General features: G+C 38.5%; 24 protein-coding genes and 1 tRNA gene. 13 read left to right on the top strand and 12 right to left on the bottom strand.

The window, feature by feature from the left end; genetic code table 11:
* From ftsH to AA974_RS01670, 3 genes are read right to left on the bottom strand one after another with little or no spacing between them, the layout of a single operon-like run.
* Complete coding sequence (gene ftsH / locus AA974_RS01660) at window positions 1–1,899, bottom strand: ATP-dependent zinc metalloprotease FtsH (RefSeq protein WP_064433148.1); 1,899 nt, start codon at window positions 1,897–1,899, stop codon at window positions 1–3.
* Window positions 1,900–1,907: 8 nt separating this feature from the next.
* The gene (gene prmA / locus AA974_RS01665; RefSeq protein WP_196207238.1) at window positions 1,908–2,885 is read right to left on the bottom strand and encodes a 50S ribosomal protein L11 methyltransferase; all 978 of its coding nucleotides are present in this window, start codon (window positions 2,883–2,885) and stop codon (window positions 1,908–1,910) included.
* A gap of 12 nt (window positions 2,886–2,897) precedes the next feature.
* A complete protein-coding gene (locus AA974_RS01670) occupies window positions 2,898–3,272 on the bottom strand; it encodes a chemotaxis response regulator CheY (protein ID WP_000772148.1) in 375 nt (124 codons plus the stop codon).
* A 362-nt stretch (window positions 3,273–3,634) separates the two neighbouring features.
* Here AA974_RS01670 and AA974_RS01675 point away from each other — a divergent pair, with 362 nt between their 5' ends.
* The gene (locus AA974_RS01675) at window positions 3,635–4,165 is read left to right on the top strand and encodes an outer membrane protein (RefSeq protein WP_230380972.1); all 531 of its coding nucleotides are present in this window, start codon (window positions 3,635–3,637) and stop codon (window positions 4,163–4,165) included.
* Window position 4,166: 1 nt separating this feature from the next.
* On the opposite strand, the gene AA974_RS01680 is transcribed toward AA974_RS01675, so the two are convergent.
* The 9 genes from AA974_RS01680 to panB all read right to left on the bottom strand — a co-directional run bounded on the left by AA974_RS01680 (window position 4,167) and on the right by panB (window position 9,602).
* A tRNA-Ser gene (locus AA974_RS01680) sits at window positions 4,167–4,254 on the bottom strand.
* Window positions 4,255–4,296: 42 nt separating this feature from the next.
* On the bottom strand, window positions 4,297–4,704 hold the full coding sequence (locus tag AA974_RS01685; protein WP_064433151.1) for a hypothetical protein: 408 nt from the start codon (window positions 4,702–4,704) through the stop codon (window positions 4,297–4,299).
* 2 nt (window positions 4,705–4,706) lie between these two features.
* A complete protein-coding gene (locus tag AA974_RS01690) occupies window positions 4,707–4,937 on the bottom strand; it encodes a PP0621 family protein (RefSeq protein ID WP_064433152.1) in 231 nt (76 codons plus the stop codon).
* Complete coding sequence (gene rsmG / locus AA974_RS01695) at window positions 4,931–5,467, bottom strand: 16S rRNA (guanine(527)-N(7))-methyltransferase RsmG (RefSeq protein WP_064433153.1); 537 nt, start codon at window positions 5,465–5,467, stop codon at window positions 4,931–4,933. The genes AA974_RS01690 and rsmG overlap by 7 nt, the downstream gene beginning before the upstream one ends.
* Window positions 5,464–6,501, bottom strand: a complete 1,038-nt coding sequence (gene queA / locus AA974_RS01700) for a tRNA preQ1(34) S-adenosylmethionine ribosyltransferase-isomerase QueA (protein ID WP_064433154.1) — start codon at window positions 6,499–6,501, stop codon at window positions 5,464–5,466. The genes rsmG and queA overlap by 4 nt, the downstream gene beginning before the upstream one ends.
* Entirely contained in the window at window positions 6,502–7,251 is a 750-nt protein-coding gene (gene tatC, locus AA974_RS01705; protein ID WP_064433155.1) for a twin-arginine translocase subunit TatC, read from the bottom strand.
* On the bottom strand, window positions 7,244–7,711 hold the full coding sequence (gene tatB / locus AA974_RS01710) for a Sec-independent protein translocase protein TatB (RefSeq protein WP_064433156.1): 468 nt from the start codon (window positions 7,709–7,711) through the stop codon (window positions 7,244–7,246). Before tatB ends, tatC begins: the two co-directional genes overlap by 8 nt.
* A 67-nt stretch (window positions 7,712–7,778) precedes the next feature.
* On the bottom strand, window positions 7,779–8,789 hold the full coding sequence (gene ruvB / locus AA974_RS07795; protein WP_064433157.1) for a Holliday junction branch migration DNA helicase RuvB: 1,011 nt from the start codon (window positions 8,787–8,789) through the stop codon (window positions 7,779–7,781).
* Window positions 8,790–9,602, bottom strand: coding sequence for a 3-methyl-2-oxobutanoate hydroxymethyltransferase (gene panB / locus AA974_RS07800; protein ID WP_064433158.1), 813 nt, complete (start codon window positions 9,600–9,602; stop codon window positions 8,790–8,792).
* A gap of 147 nt (window positions 9,603–9,749) precedes the next feature.
* Between panB and AA974_RS01725 the strand changes: the two genes are divergently transcribed.
* From AA974_RS01725 to AA974_RS01780, 12 genes are all read left to right on the top strand, one after another.
* The gene (locus AA974_RS01725; protein ID WP_064434044.1) at window positions 9,750–10,472 is read left to right on the top strand and encodes a hypothetical protein; all 723 of its coding nucleotides are present in this window, start codon (window positions 9,750–9,752) and stop codon (window positions 10,470–10,472) included.
* A complete protein-coding gene (locus tag AA974_RS01730; protein WP_064433159.1) occupies window positions 10,462–11,307 on the top strand; it encodes an outer membrane beta-barrel protein in 846 nt (281 codons plus the stop codon). Before AA974_RS01725 ends, AA974_RS01730 begins: the two co-directional genes overlap by 11 nt.
* An 8-nt stretch (window positions 11,308–11,315) precedes the next feature.
* Window positions 11,316–12,263 (top strand): outer membrane beta-barrel protein, encoded by a 948-nt coding sequence (locus AA974_RS01735; RefSeq protein WP_064433160.1) that lies wholly within the window; start codon window positions 11,316–11,318, stop codon window positions 12,261–12,263.
* 9 nt (window positions 12,264–12,272) lie between these two features.
* Window positions 12,273–13,595, top strand: a complete 1,323-nt coding sequence (locus AA974_RS01740; RefSeq protein WP_064433161.1) for a M23 family metallopeptidase — start codon at window positions 12,273–12,275, stop codon at window positions 13,593–13,595.
* A 2-nt stretch (window positions 13,596–13,597) separates the two neighbouring features.
* Window positions 13,598–14,185 carry a septum site-determining protein MinC gene (gene minC / locus AA974_RS01745; RefSeq protein ID WP_064433162.1) on the top strand — a complete coding sequence of 196 codons (588 nt, stop codon included), beginning with the start codon at window positions 13,598–13,600 and terminating at the stop codon, window positions 14,183–14,185.
* The gene (gene lpxC, locus AA974_RS01750; RefSeq protein WP_064433163.1) at window positions 14,182–15,069 is read left to right on the top strand and encodes a UDP-3-O-acyl-N-acetylglucosamine deacetylase; all 888 of its coding nucleotides are present in this window, start codon (window positions 14,182–14,184) and stop codon (window positions 15,067–15,069) included. Before minC ends, lpxC begins: the two co-directional genes overlap by 4 nt.
* 21 nt (window positions 15,070–15,090) lie before the next feature.
* Window positions 15,091–15,564, top strand: coding sequence for a hypothetical protein (locus AA974_RS01755; protein ID WP_064433164.1), 474 nt, complete (start codon window positions 15,091–15,093; stop codon window positions 15,562–15,564).
* A 65-nt stretch (window positions 15,565–15,629) separates the two neighbouring features.
* Window positions 15,630–16,511, top strand: coding sequence for a homoserine kinase (gene thrB, locus AA974_RS01760; protein WP_064433165.1), 882 nt, complete (start codon window positions 15,630–15,632; stop codon window positions 16,509–16,511).
* Entirely contained in the window at window positions 16,498–16,752 is a 255-nt protein-coding gene (locus tag AA974_RS01765; protein WP_001232496.1) for a DUF448 domain-containing protein, read from the top strand. Before thrB ends, AA974_RS01765 begins: the two co-directional genes overlap by 14 nt.
* A complete protein-coding gene (infB, locus tag AA974_RS01770; RefSeq protein WP_064433166.1) occupies window positions 16,749–19,589 on the top strand; it encodes a translation initiation factor IF-2 in 2,841 nt (946 codons plus the stop codon). Before AA974_RS01765 ends, infB begins: the two co-directional genes overlap by 4 nt.
* Window positions 19,589–19,924, top strand: coding sequence for a 30S ribosome-binding factor RbfA (rbfA, locus tag AA974_RS01775; protein WP_064433167.1), 336 nt, complete (start codon window positions 19,589–19,591; stop codon window positions 19,922–19,924). Before infB ends, rbfA begins: the two co-directional genes overlap by 1 nt.
* Complete coding sequence (locus AA974_RS01780; RefSeq protein ID WP_064433168.1) at window positions 19,917–20,357, top strand: ribosome maturation factor RimP; 441 nt, start codon at window positions 19,917–19,919, stop codon at window positions 20,355–20,357. Before rbfA ends, AA974_RS01780 begins: the two co-directional genes overlap by 8 nt.
* The last annotated feature ends 70 nt before the right edge of the window (window positions 20,358–20,427 follow it).

Below are 20,427 nucleotides of genomic sequence, written 5' to 3' on the forward strand. Positions count from 1 at the left end.
TTAACTCGCTTGCTCTTCTAAAGGGATCAAACGGCTTTCTAAATTGTTGGCAACTTCGTATTCGCTGATGATTTCACGCACCCTTTCGCCTGTAATGACTTCTTTGTCAAACAATTCTTTGACCATGATTTCAATCGCTTCTCTATAGTCGTTTAAGGTTTGTTTGACATGCTTATAGCGTTCTTCTAGCAAGTTTTTAATGAAAAGATCCATTTCTTCTGCGGTCTTTTCGCTAAATTCCCTACTGCTTCCATAACCGCCTCCTAAAAAGGCGTTCCGTTGCTTTTCTAACACCATAAGCCCACTGACACTGCTCATGCCGTAGTAACTCACCATGCCTTTAATAATATCAGTCGCTCTTTCTAAATCGTTGCTTGCGCCAGTAGAAATTTCTTCCAAAAAGACATCTTCAGCTGCTCTCCCGCCTAAAAGCACATCAATTTCAGCGATGAGTTCGTGTTTTTGCATCAAGTATTTGTTTTCTTCAGGCGTGTTAAGAGTGTAGCCTAAAGCCGCCATACCCCTTGGAATGATAGAGACTTTATTCACCCTAGTGCTCCCTTTAGTCATTTCAGAAATCACGGCATGCCCGCTTTCATGGTAGGCGACGATTTTCTTTTCTTTAGGACTGATGTGCCTGCTTTTCTTTTCTAACCCTGCAATCCCTCTTTCAACCGCTTCTTTTAAATGCTGTTGCCTGACTTCTTTTTGGTTGTTTCTTCCTGCTAAAAGCGCGGCTTCATTAATGATATTCGCTAAATCTGCCCCCGCAAGCCCTGCAGTGAGTTTGGCGACTTCTTGCAAATTCACATCATTAGCGAGTTTCACGCCCTTAATATGCACTTTTAAGATTTCTACCCTGCCGTTAAAATCAGGCTTATCCACTAAAACCTGCCTGTCAAAGCGCCCTGGACGCATTAAGGCTGGATCTAAGATTTCAGGGCGGTTCGTTGCGGCTAAGACAATCACAGGTGCGTTTTCGCTCCCAAAACCATCCATCTCGGCTAAGAGTTGGTTTAAGGTTTGCTCTCTTTCATCGTTCCCGCTCACCACGCCTCCAGCCGCTCTGCTCTTACCTATGGCATCAATTTCATCAATAAAAATGATGCTGGGGGCTTGTTTTTTAGCGGTTTCAAATAAATCCCTAACCCTGCTTGCCCCTAAGCCCACAAACATTTCAATGAAACTGCTCCCTCCCATAGAGAAAAACGGCACATGCGCTTCGCCGGCTACCGCTTTTGCTAAAAGGGTTTTACCGGTTCCTGGAGGCCCTACTAATAACACGCCTTTAGGGATTTTAGCCCCTAAATTAGCGTATCGTTCGGGATATTTTAAGAAATCTACGATTTCTACCACTTCTTCTTTGGCTTCTTCATTGCCTGCCATGTCATTAAAACGCACATTGGGTTTTTCAGCGTTAATGAGTTTTTTCGCACTCCCCATGCCAAAAATACCCCCACCCATATTTTTTTGCATGCGGTTTGCCATAAACATCCATAGCCCTAAAATCACTAAAATAGGCATGAGCCACCCTAACATGTCCGTAAAAAAGTTAGACTCGCTAAAACCAGAATAATTGATTTTTTTCTCGTCTAACAAAGGCACTAAGGTCAAATCAGGCACTCGTTTAGCGATATAAATCACACGATTGTTACCCTCTTTATGGCTGGCTTTGATCAAAGTTTGACCGATACTCACATTTTCCACTTCATTATTACTGATGAGCTGTTTGATTTCATGGTAGCTTACATTTTTAGTGCTAGAAGCTAAAAAATTGTCCGAAAAACTGCCATCAGAATTGAAAGAGCGTAGAAAAAAGATGAGTAAAATCCCTCCAAGAACCGCAAGGATAACGGGATTTTGAAAAAAAGGTTTTTTAGGTTCGTTCGTTGGTTTCATTATAATCCTTAATTTATTGGTTGTTTTTTAAGCAATTTTAGAGCGACCCATTCGTTACGCTGCCGTTGCTCTAAAACCTCAAATCCATTATAATAGATCTGTAAAACAGAGTTTAAATGGGTTTCTAAAATCCCTGATAAAATAAGAGTGTGGTTACAAAGCCGCACAAATTCACTATACAAACTCTTAATCACATCAGCGACAATGTTCGCCACAATAATATCAAAACGCCCTCTAATTTTTTGCGTAGAGCCATGAATGACTTGATCTTGCACTGATAGGGGTATTTGATTCAAGCTAAAATTTTTTAGGGTTTCTTCAACGGCTAAACTATCCGTATCGCAAGCAATCAAAACGCTAACGCCTTGTTTTTTTAAGGCGATGCTTAAAATCCCACTCCCACAGCCCACATCTAGAGCGTTTTTGCGTTTCAAATCAAGGTTAGAGAGCAATTCCAAACACATAGAAGTGCTTTCATGATGGCCTGATCCAAAGGCGAGAGCCGGATCAATCATGATGCTATCATTTATAGCGACATGGCTTGGTTTTTGATGCCAACTAGGGTGTATGTAAAATTTGGCACATTGCACCGGTAAAATAGCTTGTTTGTAGGCTTCTAGCCAGTCTTTTGAAGCAAGATTGCGTGAAAGATGGAAAAAATCAAACCCGCTTTGCAGGTTTTGTTGCAAGCTCAAACAAAACGCTTCTAATGCTGGAATGAGCGAGTCGTTCAAATCCTTTTCAGAGCGTAAAATAACGAAATTTTTGAGATGTGGGGGTTTTTCTTTTAAATTTTCTTTTAAAGGGTCATGAGTGGCAAAATAACGCCAGCTGGATTGGCTTATAAATTCAATGGTCTCTTTATCGTCAAACGCTTTTAAATTTTCTAGACTTGATTCTTCTAAGGCTAGATGCGTGGTGTCTAAAAGAAAGCTCTCAAAAAGCTCTTGCTCCTTAGGGAAGATAAAGAAAAACTCATAATACATTGGCTTTAACACTCAATCGTTTGTCCCTAAAACAACCTCTAATTTTTCTTTCAAAACTTGGGGGGTAAAAGGCTTTACAATGTAGTTATTCACGCCAGCTTTCAAAGCCGTAATGACCTCAGCCTTACCGCCCTCTGTGGTGATCATAATGATAGGGATTTCTTTAAAACGGCTATCGGCTCGCACCTTTTTAACGAGATCTAATCCGTTCATTTCAGGCATGTTCCAATCGGTGATAAGCACCTTAGTGTCCGCATTAGCGTCTAGTTTCTCCCAAGCTTCCACCCCATGCTCAGCTTCTAAAACATCTTCATAGCCCAAGCGTGAAAGCGTATTTTTAATAATTCTCCTCATAGTTGAGCTATCATCTACTACCAGTAGTTTCAAAGTGCTTCTCCTTTATAAGATTGCATTTAAATTAGGCTCTTTTTAAACAGCCAAAGCGTCTCTAACGTCTTATAATAATAAGTCATTCCAAATAATAGCATGTTTTGATTAAAATTATCTTGACCGACAATAATCATTGGCTAAATGGAGCGTTCAATGAGCGTTCTTACTTGTAAAAAAATTTAGCTTGTTTGCTATGATAATAGTTTAAAAGTAATAAAATAACTCTTGAGTGCGATAAAGGGTCATTGGATGGTTTGAAAAAAGAAAGACAAGGATTTTACAAGTAAGTGTATTATTTAAGAATTTTAATACTGATTATAAGTTTTTTAAATGTTTTAGATGCTGAAAATTTGAGTTATATGTCTTCTTCTTATCAAATAGGCACGGTGTTTATGCGCCCTTTAAATACTAACAAGCTTTTACAAGGGGCTTCAATCCTTCAAGGCTATGAAGTGAATCCTAAAAACGATTGGGCTTATTCTAGGTATTATTTCTTTATAGATTATGGTAATGTGCTTTTTAATAATGACTCTACTTTACAGGCGAACATGTTCACTTATGGGGTGGGAGGGGATTTTATGGTCGCCTACGCTAAAAACCCTATCAACCGCTGGGCTTTTTTCTTTGGCTTGCAACTGGCCGCTAACACATGGATACTCAACAATAAAGTCAAAGATTTGGTGGTGAATACTTGGGATTCATTAAAAGATTTCAATTTTCGTAACACTTATTTCAGGGCTATCGGGAAATTCGGGGTGCAGTTTCGCACAATCGTTTTGTATCATAAGGTGGATGTAGAAATTGGCATGAAAATCTTTCTAACCCCTGAAAGAAACAGCTTGTTTGAAAGGAGTTTTTTATTTTTTGTTTCGCATTCGTGGCATTTTTAAATGGCGGAGAGAGAGGGATTCGAACCCTCGAAGGCTTGCACCTTACACGCGTTCCAGGCGTGCTCCTTCAACCACTCGGACATCTCCCCTTAAAAAGGGCTCATTATAACTAATATTTGTTTAAAAAGGGCTTATTTTAAAAGGAGTGAATCTTTAGAAATAACGCCATCAATCTGACTTTTAGCGCAAATTTCCCATGACTCTGTATCGTTTAAATCCATAGAAAACAAAATTTTGCTATCCAATAAGTAATTAGTGGCGTGTTGTTGGGCGAGTGTAGCTTGTTTAATATCCTTAAAAATACAATAGAGCGGTTTGAAAGCGTTGAATAAAAAAAAGGTGTCTGTCTCCATCTTGTGCGATAAAAAGATCACGCTAAAATTGACGCTATTTTCACAGCAATATTTGGCTAATTCCACATTTTTTTGGTTTGCTTCAAAACACACTATATCGTTATTGGTGCTAGAATGAATGCCATCGGTATTTTTAATGAAAATAAAACGATCGCTAGGGATTAAAGGGTGTCCTAAGATAAGCATATTTATCCTTTATCATTCAAACAAGTTTCACTGCAATACGCCACCGCCCCGCTATAAATAGCGTCTTTGCTAGAGACATAGGTTTGGCATTTAGAGCATACAATCATGTGATCTTCTAATTCTTTAGGGGTTTGTTGCCTATAAGAGTGGTTGTCTTTAAGGGGTTTTTGCTTCAAAAACAAACGCCATAAAACCCACACAATAATGAGTAAGGGGATTAAAATTCTTAACATAAACTTTCCTTTGATTTGTAAAAATAAATACGCTTTTGATGCATAAAGCATTCAGTGTCTTTATAAGCGATTTCATCTTTTAACTGCTCGCCTTTATAGAATAAAAAATACCCCTTATCTTTTAGGAAGCGTTGGCTTTTTTCTATCAAAAAAGAAGAGCTAGCGACCGCTCTAGAAGTGATTAAATCCACTTGTAAAAGATTTTGATAATCTTCTAAACGCTTTTTAATGATTTCAATATTTTTTAAAGGCAAAACGCTTTTAAGGTAGTTTAAAAAAGCCACTCTTTTTATTCTTGGCTCTAAAAGAATGAATTTGACTTCAGGTTTTTCAAGGGCTAAAGGGATAGCCGGAAGACCCGCTCCGCTCCCAATATCCAAACAACTTTTAAAATCTTTGATAAATTCTAAGGGTTTTAGAGCGTCTGTGATCTGGGGTTCTAACTCGCTTAAATTTTTCGCACCACTCAAGTTGTGTGTTTGATTCCATTCTAAAAGGATGCGCGCATAGTCTTGCAATAAGGGGTTCATAAAATCAGCATCCCATCACCATAAGAATAAAAACGATACTTCTTTTCTATGGCTATTTGATAGATTTCTTTGGTTTTTTCTAAGCCTATCATCGCGCTTACAAGCATTAAAAGGCTTGATTTGGGCAAATGGAAATTAGTGAGCAAGTGATTAACATGCAAAATAGGATTAGCAAGATGCAAGAATATATCGCATTCAAACACCTCTTGATTAGGGTTTTCTAAACGCTTAAAGTATTCCACGCTCCTTAAAGCGGTCGTGCCGATGCATAAAATCTCTTGGGATTTCTGCAAAATTTCTTGATTCTTTTTAGGAATGCGTAAAACTTCTGTATGGATTTGATGCTCTCTAATATCTTTAGTTTCTACGCCAAGAAAAGTCCCAGCCCCCACATGCAAGGTTAAAAAAGCGTGCTTGAAATCTTTCAATAATTTTTCTAAGGTATTTTGAGAAAAATGCAATGACGCTGTAGGGGCAGCCACCGCGCCGATGTGTTTAGCGAACACGCTCTGGTATTCATGCGCATCCAAACTTTCATCCGCTCTTTTAATATAAGGGGGTAAGGGCATGTGCCCATATTGCTCTAAAAGTTTTAAGATATTCGCTTGATTTAAGGGGGTTTTATGGCCATAAAAAGCGATCAAGCGCTGGCCGTTATGAAGTAATTCCAAGACTTCAGCGTAATGATTTGCATCAAAAAAGATTTTGTCCCCCACTTTGATCTTGCCCTTGATTTGAGTCAGAGCGGTATTATTTTTAAAAAAGCGGTGGAAAAACACTTCGGTTGTTTTTGATGGTAAAAAGGCATGATTAGATCCAAAAAGCCTGGCCTTAATCACTTTAGTGTCGTTCAACACAACAAGGGCGTTTTTAGGGAAAAAATCTAAAACATGCTCAAAAGTGGTGTGCGTGATTTTTTGTGAACGCCTTTCATATACGAGTAATTTAGCCTTTTCTTTGGGCAAAATGGGATAGTTTGCGATCAATTCCTTAGGCAAATGGTAATCATAGCTTTCTAAATCAAATTCTTTCAACTACGACTCGTTTCTTGTATTCTCTTTGGTGTTATTTTCGTTATCTTTTTCGTTATCTTTGGGAGCCGGATTGACCATTTTGGCGATTAAAATAGAAAGCCCATAAAGCCCCACTAAGGGCAACGCCATAAAGATTTGACTCACTACATCAGGGGGAGTGATAATGGCTGCTACAATAAAAATCACTACAATAGCGTATTTAAAATACGCTTTCAAGCTCGCATCGGTGATCAAGCCCACTTTAGCCAAAAAATACGCTAAAACAGGCAATTCAAACGCCACGCCAAAGCCTAAAATCAAGCGCGTGAAAAAGCTCACATAACTGGACGCAGAAATATTAGCCGCAAACACATCGCTCCCAAAAGTAGCTAAGTATTCAATGATAAAAGGGAACACCACATAATAAGAAAACGCCGCCCCAATTAAAAACATGCCGCTCCCAAAAAACACAAAAGGCAAAATCACTTTTTTTTCATTCTTGTAAAGCCCTGGAGCGATAAAGAGCCATAATTGCCAAAAAATAATGGGCATGGAAATGACGATAGCGGCTGAAAAACTGATTTTAACCGCTACCATGACCCCTTCAATAGGGGAGAGCTGAATGAGCGTGCCTTTATAAGAATTTTTAACAAATTCAAAAATACTTTTCCAAAAATGAAAGCACCCCAAAAACGCCACTAGAATCGTTCCTACAGAAACCATCAAACGCTTTCTTAATTCCTGTAAATGCGGTTTTAAATCTTCAAACATGCTCTTTTTCTTTGTCGTGTTCTTTGGTGTTGTTATCGGTTGCTGATTTGACTTCTTTAGGAGATTCATCGCTTGAAGCTTCTTTATTTAAGTCTTCTTCATTGGAATGGTTAGGGATTGTGTTGGTTTCCAAGCTGCGTTGATAATCTTGCATCAAATCCTGAATGCTTTTAATCTCATTTTCTGCAGTTACTTTAGCGTCTTCTAATTCTTCAATCTTAACGCCCTTAAGACTCTCCACTTTATTTTCAAAGAGCTTTTGATACTCTAGGGTTTCTTGTTTGATTTCTTCAATATTGATTTCTTTATCCAAAGTGTCCTTAGCGTCATTGAGCGTTTTTTTAACCGCGCGAAAAAACTTCACTATATCCACGACAGCTTGGGGGAATTTTTCTGGTCCTAAAAAAATAATCGCCACAACCAACACCACAAGGATTTCAAAAAAGCCCATGCCAAACATAATAATCTACTTTTACACCCTTTAAAATTTTATCGTTATTGTAGTGTAATTTTCTTTCTAAACAAGATTAAAATAAAGTTTGGGGGTTTAAAGTGGGGATTTTTAAAAGCGTGTGGGTTTTAGGCGTGGCGATTCTGCCTTTAGCGGTGCGCTCTAAATAACCATTAGCGAGTAAAAAAGGCTCAATCACATATTCAATCGTGCCTTCATCCTCTCTCATAGATGCTGCAATCGTGTTCAAACCTACCGGTCGTCCTTGAGCGTTAGCCAACAAAGATAAATACGCCAAATCCGCTTCATCAAAGCCTAATTCATTCACGCCCAATTCATTCAAAGCATGCAAAGTGATGTTTAAATCCATCAAGCTTGAATTTTTGACTAACGCAAAATCGCGCACCCTTTTTAAAAGCCTTAGAGCGATCCTTGGCGTGCCTCTACTCCTTTTAGCGATTTCATCAGCGCTTTCTTCTTTGATATCTTGGTTGAGTTTAGTGGCGGCTTTTTTAATGATAAGGGCTAGTTCGCTAGGGCTATAAAATTGCATTCTAAAGCTCATGCCAAATCTGTCTCTTAAGGGGTTAGAGAGCATTCCGGCTCTGGTGGTAGCGCCGATGAGAGTGAAAGGGGGTAAATCAATTTTAATGGTTTGAGCCGCTGGACCTGATCCTATGATAATATCCAGTCTGAAATCTTCCATAGCTGGGTATAACACCTCTTCAATCGCTGGGCTAAGCCGGTGGATTTCATCAATAAAAAGAATGTCTTTAGCTTGCAAATTAGTCAAAATGGCGGCTAAATCACCGCTTTTTTCTATCATAGGAGCGGCGGTGATTTTGATATTGGTTTCCATTTCTTTAGCGATGATATGGCTTATTGAAGTTTTACCTAAACCAGGTGGGCCAAAAAAGAGCATGTGATCCAAACTTTCTTGGCGTTTTTTAGCCGCGCAAATAGAAATTTGCAAATTGCTTTTAATCTTTTCTTGACCGATATAATCTTCCCAAAGATTAGGGCGCAAACTCACTTCTTGAGAAGTTTCAAAATCCAAAGTTTCTAAATTGACTATCCGTTCTTTCATTTAGTAATAACTTTCTAGCTCGTTAGGGAAGTTTCCTTTTTTCACATCATCAGCGTATTGCTTGATAGCGTTTTGAACCAATTCTTTCCCTTTAAGGTATTCTCGCACGAATTTAGGCTTAAAGCTATCAAAAAAGCCTAACATATCGCTCCACACTAGAATCTGCCCGTCGCAATCTTTACCGCTCCCTATGCCGATCGTGGGGATTTTGATTGTTTGCGTGATTTTTTGAGTGATAGGGGTGGTTATACCCTCTAAAACCAACAAACCTGCTCCGGCTTCTTCTAAACTCAAGGCGTCTTCTAAAAGCTTTTTTTGTTGTTCTTCATTTTTGCCCTTAATCTTATAACCTCCATCAAGACGCACGAATTGGGGCATTAAGCCGATGTGTCCTACCACGATAACGCCCTCATCAGTGAGCGTTTTAACCAGTTTCGCTTTTTCTTTCCCCCCCTCTAGTTTGATCGCACTCGCTTGGGTTTCTTTATAAACTCTAATAGCGTTTTTTAGGGCTGTTTTTTCATCTCTATAGCTTCCAAAGGGCATGTCTGTGATGATAAAAGGAGTCTTAGCGCCTGCGCACACGGCTTTAGTGTGATAGAGCATCATTCCCACACTCGCGCTTAAAGTGTCGTTTTGATTGAAAAAACTCATATTCAAACTATCGCCCACTAAAATCACATCCACTAGCGGATCAAATATTTGAGCGAATAGCGCATCATAAGCGGTGATGGCAATGATTTTTTCTTGATTTTTTTTAGCTTGGAGGTGGTTGAGAGTGATTTTTTTAATCGGGGCGGTTTGCATGCTCATTGAAAATCCTAAATGTTAAATGTAGTGGCATTGTAGCATGACTTTATTAGGGTGGGTGAAATTTCACTCAATTTTAACCGGTCATTTTAATTATTTTAGTATAATTGAAAGAAACTTTTAACAAACAATTCAAGGGATTTGGCGATTTTGGGTCTTAAAAAATATGTTATTTTATGGTCTTTAATGGGGTTTTATGTGGGATTGGACGCGCTTGATTATGACACCCTAGACCCAAAATACTACAAGTATATCAAGTATTATAAAGCCTATGAAGATAAAGAAGTTGAAGAATTGATCAGAGACTTAAAAAGGGCGAACGCTAAAAGCGGGCTTATTTTAGGGATCAATACCGGGTTTTTTTACAACCATGAAATCATGGTTAGAACGAATAGCTCTAGCATCACGGGGAATATTTTAAATTATTTGTTCGCTTACGGATTGCGTTTTGGCTATCAAACTTTCAGGCCGTCGTTTTTTGCGCGCTTGGTCAAGCCAAATATCATTGGCAGGCGCATTTATATCCAATATTATGGAGGAGCACCTAAAAAAGCGGGCTTTGGGAGCGTGGGGTTTCAATCGGTTATGCTGAATGGGGATTTTTTATTAGACATTCCCTTACCCTTTGTGGGAAAATACCTTTATATGGGGGGTTATATGGGTTTAGGTTTAGGGGTTGTAGCGCATGGGGTGAATTATACGGCGGAATGGGGGATGTCTTTTAATGCAGGACTGGCTCTAACGGTATTAGAAAAAAACCGCATTGAATTTGAATTTAAAATTTTAAATAATTTCCCTTTTTTGCAATCTAATTCTTCAAAAGAGACTTGGTGGGGAGCTATAGCAAGCATTGGGTATCAATATGTGTTTTAAAAAAATAATAAATCTTATTTTATGCTTTGGTTTTATGTTAAGCTTGCGTGCCGAAGAAAATACGGCTCAAGAGAGTATGACTGAAGAAAATACCCCTAAAGACGCTCCCATTCTTTTGGAAGAAAAACGCGCGCTAGAGTTTGAAGAAAACAAGGAAGCTAAAAAGATTGATGAAAAAAGCCTACTTGAAGAAATCCATAAGAAAAAACGCCAACTTTACATGCTCAAAGGAGAATTGCATGAAAAGAATGAGTCCATCTTATTCCAACGAATGGCTAAAAATAAGAGCGGTTTTTTTATAGGCGTCATTCTTGGCGATATAGGGATTAACGCTCATTCTAACGCCCGATCTTATGAAAGCTTTGAATCTTTAAGCAATATTCAAGCTTCTCCTTTATTGTATGGGTTAAGGAGCGGGTATCAAAAGTATTTTGCTAACGGGATTAGCGCCTTACGCTTTTATGGGGAATATTTAGGGGGGGCAATGAAAGGATTTAAAAGCGATTCTTTAGCCTCTTATCAAACCGCAAGCTTGAATATTGATCTATTGATGGATAAGCCTATTGACAAAGAAAAAAGGTTTGCGTTAGGGATATTTGGAGGCGTTGGAGTGGGGTGGAATGGGATGTATCAAAATTTAAAAGAGATTAAAGGGTATTCACAGCCTAACGCTTTTGGATTAGTATTAAATTTAGGGGTGAGCATGACGCTTAACCTCAAACACCGCTTTGAATTAGCCTTAAAAATGCCTCCCTTAAAAGAAACTTCGCAAACCTTTTTATATTATTTTAAAAGCACTAATATTTATTATATTAGCTACAACTATTTATTGTAAAGGCTAGAATGTTGAAATTTAAATATGGTTTGATTTATATCGCACTCATACTGGGACTTCAAGCGACAGATTATGACAATTTAGAAGAAGAAAACCAACAATTAGACGAAAAAATAAACAATTTAAAGCAACAGCTCACCGAAAAAGGGGTTTCGCCCAAAGAGATGGATAAGGATAAGTTTGAAGAAGAATATATTGATCGATCTTATCCTAAAATTTCCTCCAAAAAAAAAGAGAAATTGCTCAAATCTTTTTCCATAGCCGATGATAAGAGTGGGGTTTTTTTAGGGGGTGGGTATGCTTATGGGGAACTTAACTTGTCTTATCAAGGGGAAATGTTAGACAGATATGGTGCGAATGCCCCTAGCGCGTTTAAAAACAATATCAATATTAACGCTCCTGTTTCTATGATTAGCGCTAAATTCGGGTATCAAAAATACTTTGTGCCTTATTTTGGGACACGATTTTATGGGGATTTATTGCTTGGAGGTGGGGCGTTAAAAGAGAATGCATTTAAGCAACCTGTAGGCTCGTTTTTTTATGTTTTAGGGGCTGTCAATACCGATTTATTGTTTGATATGCCTTTAGATTTTAAAACTAAAAAGCATTTCTTAGGCGTTTATGCGGGTTTTGGGATAGGGCTTATGCTCTATCAAGACAAGCCTAATCAAAACGGGAGGAATTTGGTAGTGGGGGGCTATTCAAGCCCTAATTTTTTATGGAAATCTTTGATTGAAGTGGATTACACTTTTAATGTGGGCGTGAGTTTAACGCTTTATAGGAAACACCGCTTAGAGATTGGCACAAAATTACCGATTAGCTATTTGAGAATGGGAGTGGAAGAGGGAGCGATTTATCAAAATAAAGAAGAAGATGATGAGCGTTTGTTGATTTCGGCTAACAACCAGTTCAAGCGATCTAGTTTTTTATTAGTGAATTATGCGTTTATTTTTTAAGGCTTGATCTTGGAGTTAAGGTTTAAAATTTTAGCGTTAGTCGTTTTAATTTTAGGGGGTTATTTGATTTTTAACGCTTTAATCACAAAACCCAAAGCTTTAAGTTTTAGTTTAAGTAGCAAAGAGGATGCGCTTAATGACAATGATGAAGCGCTTTTTTGGGATTTAAAAAAACCCATTAAGATTAAAATAGTAGCCCCAAAGGGAATCAAACGCTATGATCTAAAGGTAACCACACAAGATGATTTGGTCTTATATGAAAAAAAAAATCTAGTATTGGATAAACCCAAGTCTTTAGAAGTGCCTTTGATCAAGCCTGAAATCATGGGGCTAGAAGACAAGTGCCTTTTGTATGAAATTCAAGCTAATGATTGGAGCTATGCTAATTTTTTCAATGGCAATAAGGCGTCTTTCAAACAAGAAGTGTGTATTGATACGATAAAACCCTCAATCGCTATTTTATCTCGATCCCCAAGCATCGCTTATGGAGGGAGCGCGATAGTTGTCTTTGAAGCTTTGGATAAGAATTTGTCTCAAGCGTTTGTGTGCATCAAAAAAAAGAATTTTGAAGCTTTCAGGCTTTTAGAATTCAAACAGCGTAATGTTTTTATCGCTTTAGTGCCTTGGTCTTATGAGGATAAGGATTTTAAGGCGTTCATTGTCGCTAAAGATAAAGCCTATAACTCTAATACCACCCCTTTATTGTTCAAGCGAAAAACCCATCGTTTGAGGGAAAAAGATATAGACTTAAGCGCCTTAAAAGATAAGATTGTAAAGCAAGAAAAATTTCAAAACTACGCTGAACAAACTTTATTAGAAAGATTTTCCAAAATGCACTCTAAAGATTTAGAAAAAATCCAAAAGATCGCTTTAGAGCGAGGGGGTTTTTATAAGGATTTTTCTCATTTTCAAGCGCTAAAACCCTTGAACGGGTCTTTTAAAACGATAAGCAATTTTTTAGAAGATCGGCGTATCTTAAAAGATAATCAGGTGTTGTTCCAATTTCCGCATTTAGGGGTGGATTTGATACCTGGCAAGGATTTATCTTTAGCGTTTGATTTATCTGTGAATAGGGTTTTTAAGGGGGAGTTAGACTTTTATGGTAATAGTTTAATCAATTGCTATGGACTAGGTTTGTGCGTTTTTTTAGCCCATTTAAAAGATGATGAAAGCGTGGGGAGTAGTGGTTTGAAATTAGGGAGCGGGTTGCATTTAGGGATGCTTTTGCAAGGGGTTTTTGTGCGGCCTAATGAATGGCTTAATGAGCCATGGATAAAAACCAATATCACCACCCCCATAGAGCAAGCCAAACGGCTTTTAATGAAAGGATAGTCATGTTAAAAACGAATCAAAAAAATGTGCATGCGTTTGAAATTGAAAAGCAAGAGCCTGAAGCGGTCATAGGATTTTTAGAAAAAAACCATGCCCTTTTGCAGTATTTTCTTATTATATTTAAATATGATATTGAACCAGAAATCAAAGCCATTTTGTACAAACACCAGCTTTTGTTTTTAGAAACGAATCGCCCTTTAAACGGGCGTCATATCAAAACCATGTCTATAAAAGAAGAAACCAATCATCCAACACCCAATCATTCTAAAACAGAACCTAAAACAACGATTTATGAGCGCCATATCAGGAGTGGGGAAGAGATTTATAGCGCTAATCATCTGATTTTTTTGGGTAATATCCACAATGGAGCCAAGATTATTTCAGAGGGCTGTGTGTCGGTTTATGGGGTTTGCGAAGGGGCGATCGTGTGCTTTGGAGAGTGCTTGATTTTGAAAGAAGTTAGGAGTGCTCAAATCGTTTTTCAAAATAAAATTTTATCTCTAAAAGAGGTTGAACGGCTTTTGGTAAATAAAAATATTAAAATAATCACTAAAAATGACGATATACTAGACATAAAGGAAGTATTATGAAGCAAACAACCATTAACCACTCTGTGGAATTAGTAGGGATAGGCTTGCACAAGGGCGTTCCTGTGAAGCTTGTTTTAGAGCCTTTAGAAGAAAATCAGGGCATTGTTTTTTACCGCTCTGATTTGGGCGTGAAACTCCCCTTAAAGCCTGAAAATATCGTGGATACCAAAATGGCAACCGTGTTGGGTAGGGATAATGCTAGAATTTCTACGATTGAGCATTTGCTTTCAGCTATCCATGCGTATGGCATTGACAACCTTAAGATCTCTGTGGATAACGAAGAAATCCCTATCATGGATGGGAGTGCTTTGACTTATTGCATGCTTTTAGATGAAGCAGGGATTAGAGAATTAGACGCTCCTAAAAAGGTGATGGAAATCAAGCAAGTCGTTGAAGTTAGAGAGGGCAATAAATTTGTTAAAATTGAGCCAGACAGCCAACTTTCTTTGAATTTCACGATTGATTTTAACCATCCGGTTATTGCTAAGCAAGCCCATCATTTCGTCTTTAGCAAGACCGCTTACAAAGAGCAAGTCGCTAAAGCTCGCACCTTTGGGTTTTTGCAAGAAGTGAATTACTTGCGATCCATTGGTTTGGCTAAAGGGGGGAGCTTGAATAATTGCATCGTGTTGGATGAAAACAGCATTTTGAATAAAGAGGGTTTGAGGTGCGAAAAGGAATTCGTGTACCATAAGATTTTAGACGCTATGGGGGATCTAATGGTTTTAGGCATGCCTGTGATGGGTAAATACACTTCTTTTTCAGGGAGTCATAAGCTCAATTCCATGTTGGTTAAAGCCATTTTGGCGGACGCTAAAAATTACGAAGTTTTGATCGCTACAGATCTAGCTAAGGAATTTGCGTTGCAAAAGGCTTTCGCTTAATCCTGAATTAGGGTTTATTTTTTGGAATTGGATTTAGTGCTTATCTCTTTAGGCGATGGGGTTTCGCTTGGGGCGTATCAAAACGATTTTTTATGTGCTTCTTACACTTCCAAATTAAAAACAAGCGAAGCTTTAGTGGAAGTTTTTTCACAATTATTTAAAGATTTTAAAAACCCTACTTTACCGGCGATTAAGGGGGTTTATTACGCTAAAGGGCCAGGGAGTTTCACTAGCCTAAAACTCACGCATGTTTTCCTACACACTTTGGCTTTAATTTATAACTTTGAACTTTATTCAACCACAGGCTTTGATTTTAACGGCAACACGCCCATTTTAGCGTATGCCAATAAATACTTTGTTTCAAAAGAAACGGGAAGCTTGACCGATTTTAAAGATTTGAAAATTGCACCAAAAGATTTCATGCTGCCCCCCTTCTTAGAGAAAGACAAATTCACCCAATTGAACACGCCGTTTTACATTTTGCCTCCTATTTAGTGTATAATTTAGTGTATAATGCTAGCTTTAAAAATGAAAGGGTATCAAAAATAGGGGTTTAAAATTTGGTAGTGAGTGTTCCTGCAACAAGTGCGAATTTGGGCCCTGGTTTTGATTGCTTGGGTTTGAGCTTGAATTTACGCAATCGTTTTTTTATTGAGCCTAGCAATTTTCATGCGGTGAAATTGGTTGGGGAGGGTGAAGGGATCCTTAAGTTTTTAACCAACAATATTTTCACTAAAGTTTTTTATGAGATTTTAAAAAAGCATGGGAATGACGGCTCATTTAAATTTTTATTGCATAATAAAGTCCCTATTACAAGGGGCATGGGGTCTAGCTCGGCGATGATTGTGGGGGCGGTCGCTTCAGCATTTGCGTTTTTAGGGTTTGCTTTTGATAGAGAAAACATTGTCAATACCGCTTTAATTTATGAAAACCATCCGGATAATATCACCCCGGCGGTGTTTGGGGGGTATAATGCAGCGTTTGTGGAAAAAAAGAAAGTGGTAAGTTTAAAAACCAAAATCCCTTCTTTTTTAAAAGCGGTGATGGTGATCCCTAATAGAGCCATTTCTACCAAACAATCGCGCCATCTCTTGCCTAAGCGTTACAGCGTGCAAGAAAGCGTGTTTAACCTTTCGCATGCGAGTTTGATGACGATGGCGATTATGCAGGGGAAGTGGGATTTATTGCGTTGTTGCTCTAAAGACAGGATGCATCAACATAAGCGCATGCAAACTTATCCTGTGTTGTTTGCGATCCAAAAGCTCGCTTTAGAAAATAACGCCTTAATGAGCACGCTTTCAGGGAGCGGTTCGTCGTTTTTTAACATGTGTTATGAAGAGGACGCCCCTAAATTAAAGCAAGTTTTGAGCAAGAAATTCCCTAAATTTAGGGTAGCGGTTTTAGATTTTGATAATGATGGAGTCCTTATTGAGAAAGACTGAAATTAAAATCCGCATGTGTGTGGCGTGCAGAATGCGTCAACCTCAAAAGGATTTGTTGCGTTTGAAAAGCTTTGAAAATCAAATCATGGAATTTGATGGCAAAGGTCGTAGTTTTTATGTGTGTGAAAATTGTTTGAAAAATGGAGAAAAAAAGTTGTTGAAAGCGGTTTCAAAAATAAAGAATGCCCCAAAAGATACCAAAAATATCATTACTTGGATTAAGGAGAGAAGCATAGCATGAGTGGTATGGTTGATTTAAAAGAATTTTTAGCCGAGCTTGGTAAGACCCAAAAAGAGCTTAAAAATGTGATCGGGCAAGCCAAAGACATTGGTTTAGAGCTTAAGACGAATTCTAAAATGACCCCAGAGCAAGCAGGCAAGCTATACAAATACATTGTGGATGGTATTAAAGAACAAATACAAGCCAATAAACCCACTAAAAATCCTGAACAAGACAATAAAGATGGTTTGAATACGGCCGCAACGCCCAAACCCCTTAACAAAAAGGTTTCCAAAACGCCTAAAAAAGAAGAAACAAAAAGCCAGCCAAAGCCCAAAAAAACTAAAGAAAAGAAAAAAGAATCTCCTGTGCCCATTGCCAAAAAAAAAGGAGGGATAGAGATTGTCAATACTTTTGAAAACCAAATGCCCCCTGTAGAAAACACCCCTAAAATGGTTAGCCACTCTCAAATAGAAAAAGCCAAGCAAAAGCTCCAAGAAATCCAAAAAAGCCGAGAAGCTCTAAACAAGCTCACCCAAAGCAATACTAACAACGCTAACAGCACCAATAACGCTAGCAACACTAAAAAAGAAATCAGCGAAGTTAAAAAGCAAGAGCAAGAGATCAAACGCCATGAAAACATTAAAAGACGCACCGGTTTTAGAGTGATTAAACGCAACGATGAAACAGAAAATGAAACTGAAAACAGCGTAAATGAAAGCAAAAAACCCACTCAAAGTGCTGCGGCTATTTTTGAAGACATTAAAAAAGAATGGCAAGAAAAAGACAAGCAAGAGGCTAAAAAAGCCAAAAAACCAAGTAAGCCTAAACCCACCCCCATAGCCAAAAACAACAAATCCCATAAAATTGATTTTAGCGATGCGAGGGATTTTAAGGGCAATGATATTTATGATGATGAAACCGATGAAATCTTATTGTTTGATTTGCATGAACAAGATGATTTCAATAAGGAAGAAGAAAAAGAAACCCGCCAAAATATCAACGACAGGGTGCGCGTCCAAAGAAAAAACCCTTGGATGAATGAAAGCGGGATCAAACGACAATCCAAGAAAAAGCGCGCATTCCGTAACGATAACAGCCAAAAAGTGATCCAAAGCACGATTTCAATCCCTGAAGAGGTGCGCGTCTATGAATTCGCACAAAAAGCGAATTTGAATCTGGCTGATGTGATTAAAACTCTCTTTAATTTAGGGCTTATGGTAACTAAAAACGACTTTTTGGATAAGGATAGCATAGAAATTTTAGCCGAAGAGTTCCATTTAGAAATTTCTGTTCAAAACACTTTAGAAGAATTTGAAGTAGAAGAAGTGCTAGAGGGGGTGAAAAAAGAGCGCCCACCTGTGGTTACCATCATGGGGCATGTTGATCATGGTAAAACTTCGCTATTAGATAAAATCCGTGATAAAAGAGTCGCTCACACTGAAGCTGGAGGGATCACTCAGCACATTGGCGCTTACATGGTAGAAAAGAATGGTAAGTGGGTGTCTTTCATTGACACCCCAGGGCATGAAGCCTTTAGCCAGATGCGTAATCGTGGGGCTCAAGTTACAGATATTGCAGTGATTGTGATAGCGGCTGATGATGGGGTGAAGCAACAGACTATTGAAGCTTTAGAGCATGCAAAGGCTGCTAATGTGCCTGTGATTTTTGCGATGAATAAAATGGATAAGCCTAATGTGAATCCGGACAAACTCAAAGCCGAATGCGCTGAGCTTGGCTATAACCCTGTGGATTGGGGCGGAGAGTATGAATTTATCCCTGTTTCGGCTAAAACGGGCGATGGTATTGACAATCTATTGGAAACCATTCTTATTCAAGCGGATATTATGGAATTAAAAGCCATAGAAGAGGGCAGCGCTAGAGCGGTTGTTTTAGAAGGAAGCGTGGAAAAAGGGCGTGGGGCAGTAGCCACTGTGATTGTCCAAATCGGGACTTTGAGCGTGGGGGATAGTTTTTTTGCCGAAACGGCGTTTGGTAAGGTAAGAACGATGACTGATGATCAAGGCAAGAGCATTCAAAATTTAAAACCCTCTATGGTGGCTCTCATCACAGGCTTGAGCGAAGTGCCGCCTGCAGGATCGGTTTTAATAGGGGTAGAAAACGATTCTATCGCGCGTTTGCAAGCTCAAAAGAGAGTGACTTATTTGCGCCAAAAAGCGTTGAGCAAAAGCACTAAAGTGTCTTTTGATGAGCTTTCAGAAATGGTCGCTAATAAGGAATTAAAAAATATTCCTGTAGTCATTAAAGCGGATACGCAAGGAAGCTTAGAAGCCATTAAAAACAGCTTGTTAGAGCTTAATAACGAAGAGGTAGCGATTCAAGTGATCCACTCAGGGGTGGGGGGCATTACTGAGAATGATTTGAGCTTAGTCTCTAGCAGTGAGCATGCGGTGATTTTAGGCTTTAATATCCGCCCCACCGGTAATGTGAAAAATAAGGCTAAAGAATACAATGTGAGCATTAAAACTTACACGGTGATTTATGCCTTGATTGAAGAAATGCGATCGCTGTTATTAGGCTTGATGAGTCCTATTATTGAAGAAGAGCATACCGGACAAGCGGAAGTGAGAGAAACCTTTAATATCCCTAAAGTTGGCACGATAGCCGGGTGTGTGGTGAGCGATGGGGTGATCGCTCGTGGCATTAAGGCGCGTTTGATTAGGGATGGCGTGGTGATTCATACAGGCGAAATCCTTTCTTTAAAACGCTTTAAAGATGATGTGAAAGAAGTTTCTAAGGGCTATGAGTGTGGGATCATGTTAGACAATTATAATGAGATTAAAGTGGGCGATGTGTTTGAAACCTATAAAGAAATCCATAAAAAAAGAACCCTCTAATGAACGCTCATAAAGAACGCTTAGAATCCAATCTTTTAGAATTATTACAAGAGGCTTTAGCGGGTTTGAACGACAGCGAGTTGAATTCTTTAAGCGTTACTAAAGTGGAATGCTCTAAAGGGAAGCACCACGCTTTTGTGTTTGTGCTTTCACAAGATCATAAAATCCTTTCTAAATTAAAAAAAGCTGAGGGTTTGATCAGGCAGTTTGTTTTGCAATCGAGCGGGTGGTTTAAATGCCCAAAACTCAGTTTTGTTTCAGACAATAGCTTAGAAAAGCAGCTCCGATTAGACGCCCTATTTAATGAAATCGCTAAAGGGAAAGATAATGACTAAAAAAATAGAAGAGAAAATAGAGGGCGTGATTGAAAGTTTGGGTTATTTGCTTTATGATGTGAGTTTGATTAAAGAAAATGAGCAGCATGTTTTAAGGGTGAGTCTTAAAAACCCTAATGGAGCGGTTAGTTTGGATATTTGCCAGCAAGTGAGCGAGATTATTTCGCCCTTATTAGATGTGTGCGATTTTATTCAGGACGCTTATATTTTGGAAGTGAGCTCTATGGGGTTAGAAAGAACGCTTAAAACCCCCAAACACTTCAAGCTTTCTTTAGGCGAAAAAGTGGGAGTCAAACTCATCAATAAAGAAAGCTTTCAAGCTGTCCTTAAAGACGCTAACGATTTGAGTGCGGATTTTGAATTAGAGGATCACACCATCAAAAGCGTGGAGTATAAAGATTTAAAGAAAGTTAAAACGCTTTTTGAGTGGTGAGATTATTTTTTGAATATTAAAAATAGCGCTAGTTATAAGAATAATTTGGATTATAAAAGCCATTAAATTG

Origin of the sequence: Helicobacter pylori, assembly GCF_001653475.1 — a bacterium.
GTDB lineage: Bacteria > Campylobacterota > Campylobacteria > Campylobacterales > Helicobacteraceae > Helicobacter > Helicobacter pylori_CM.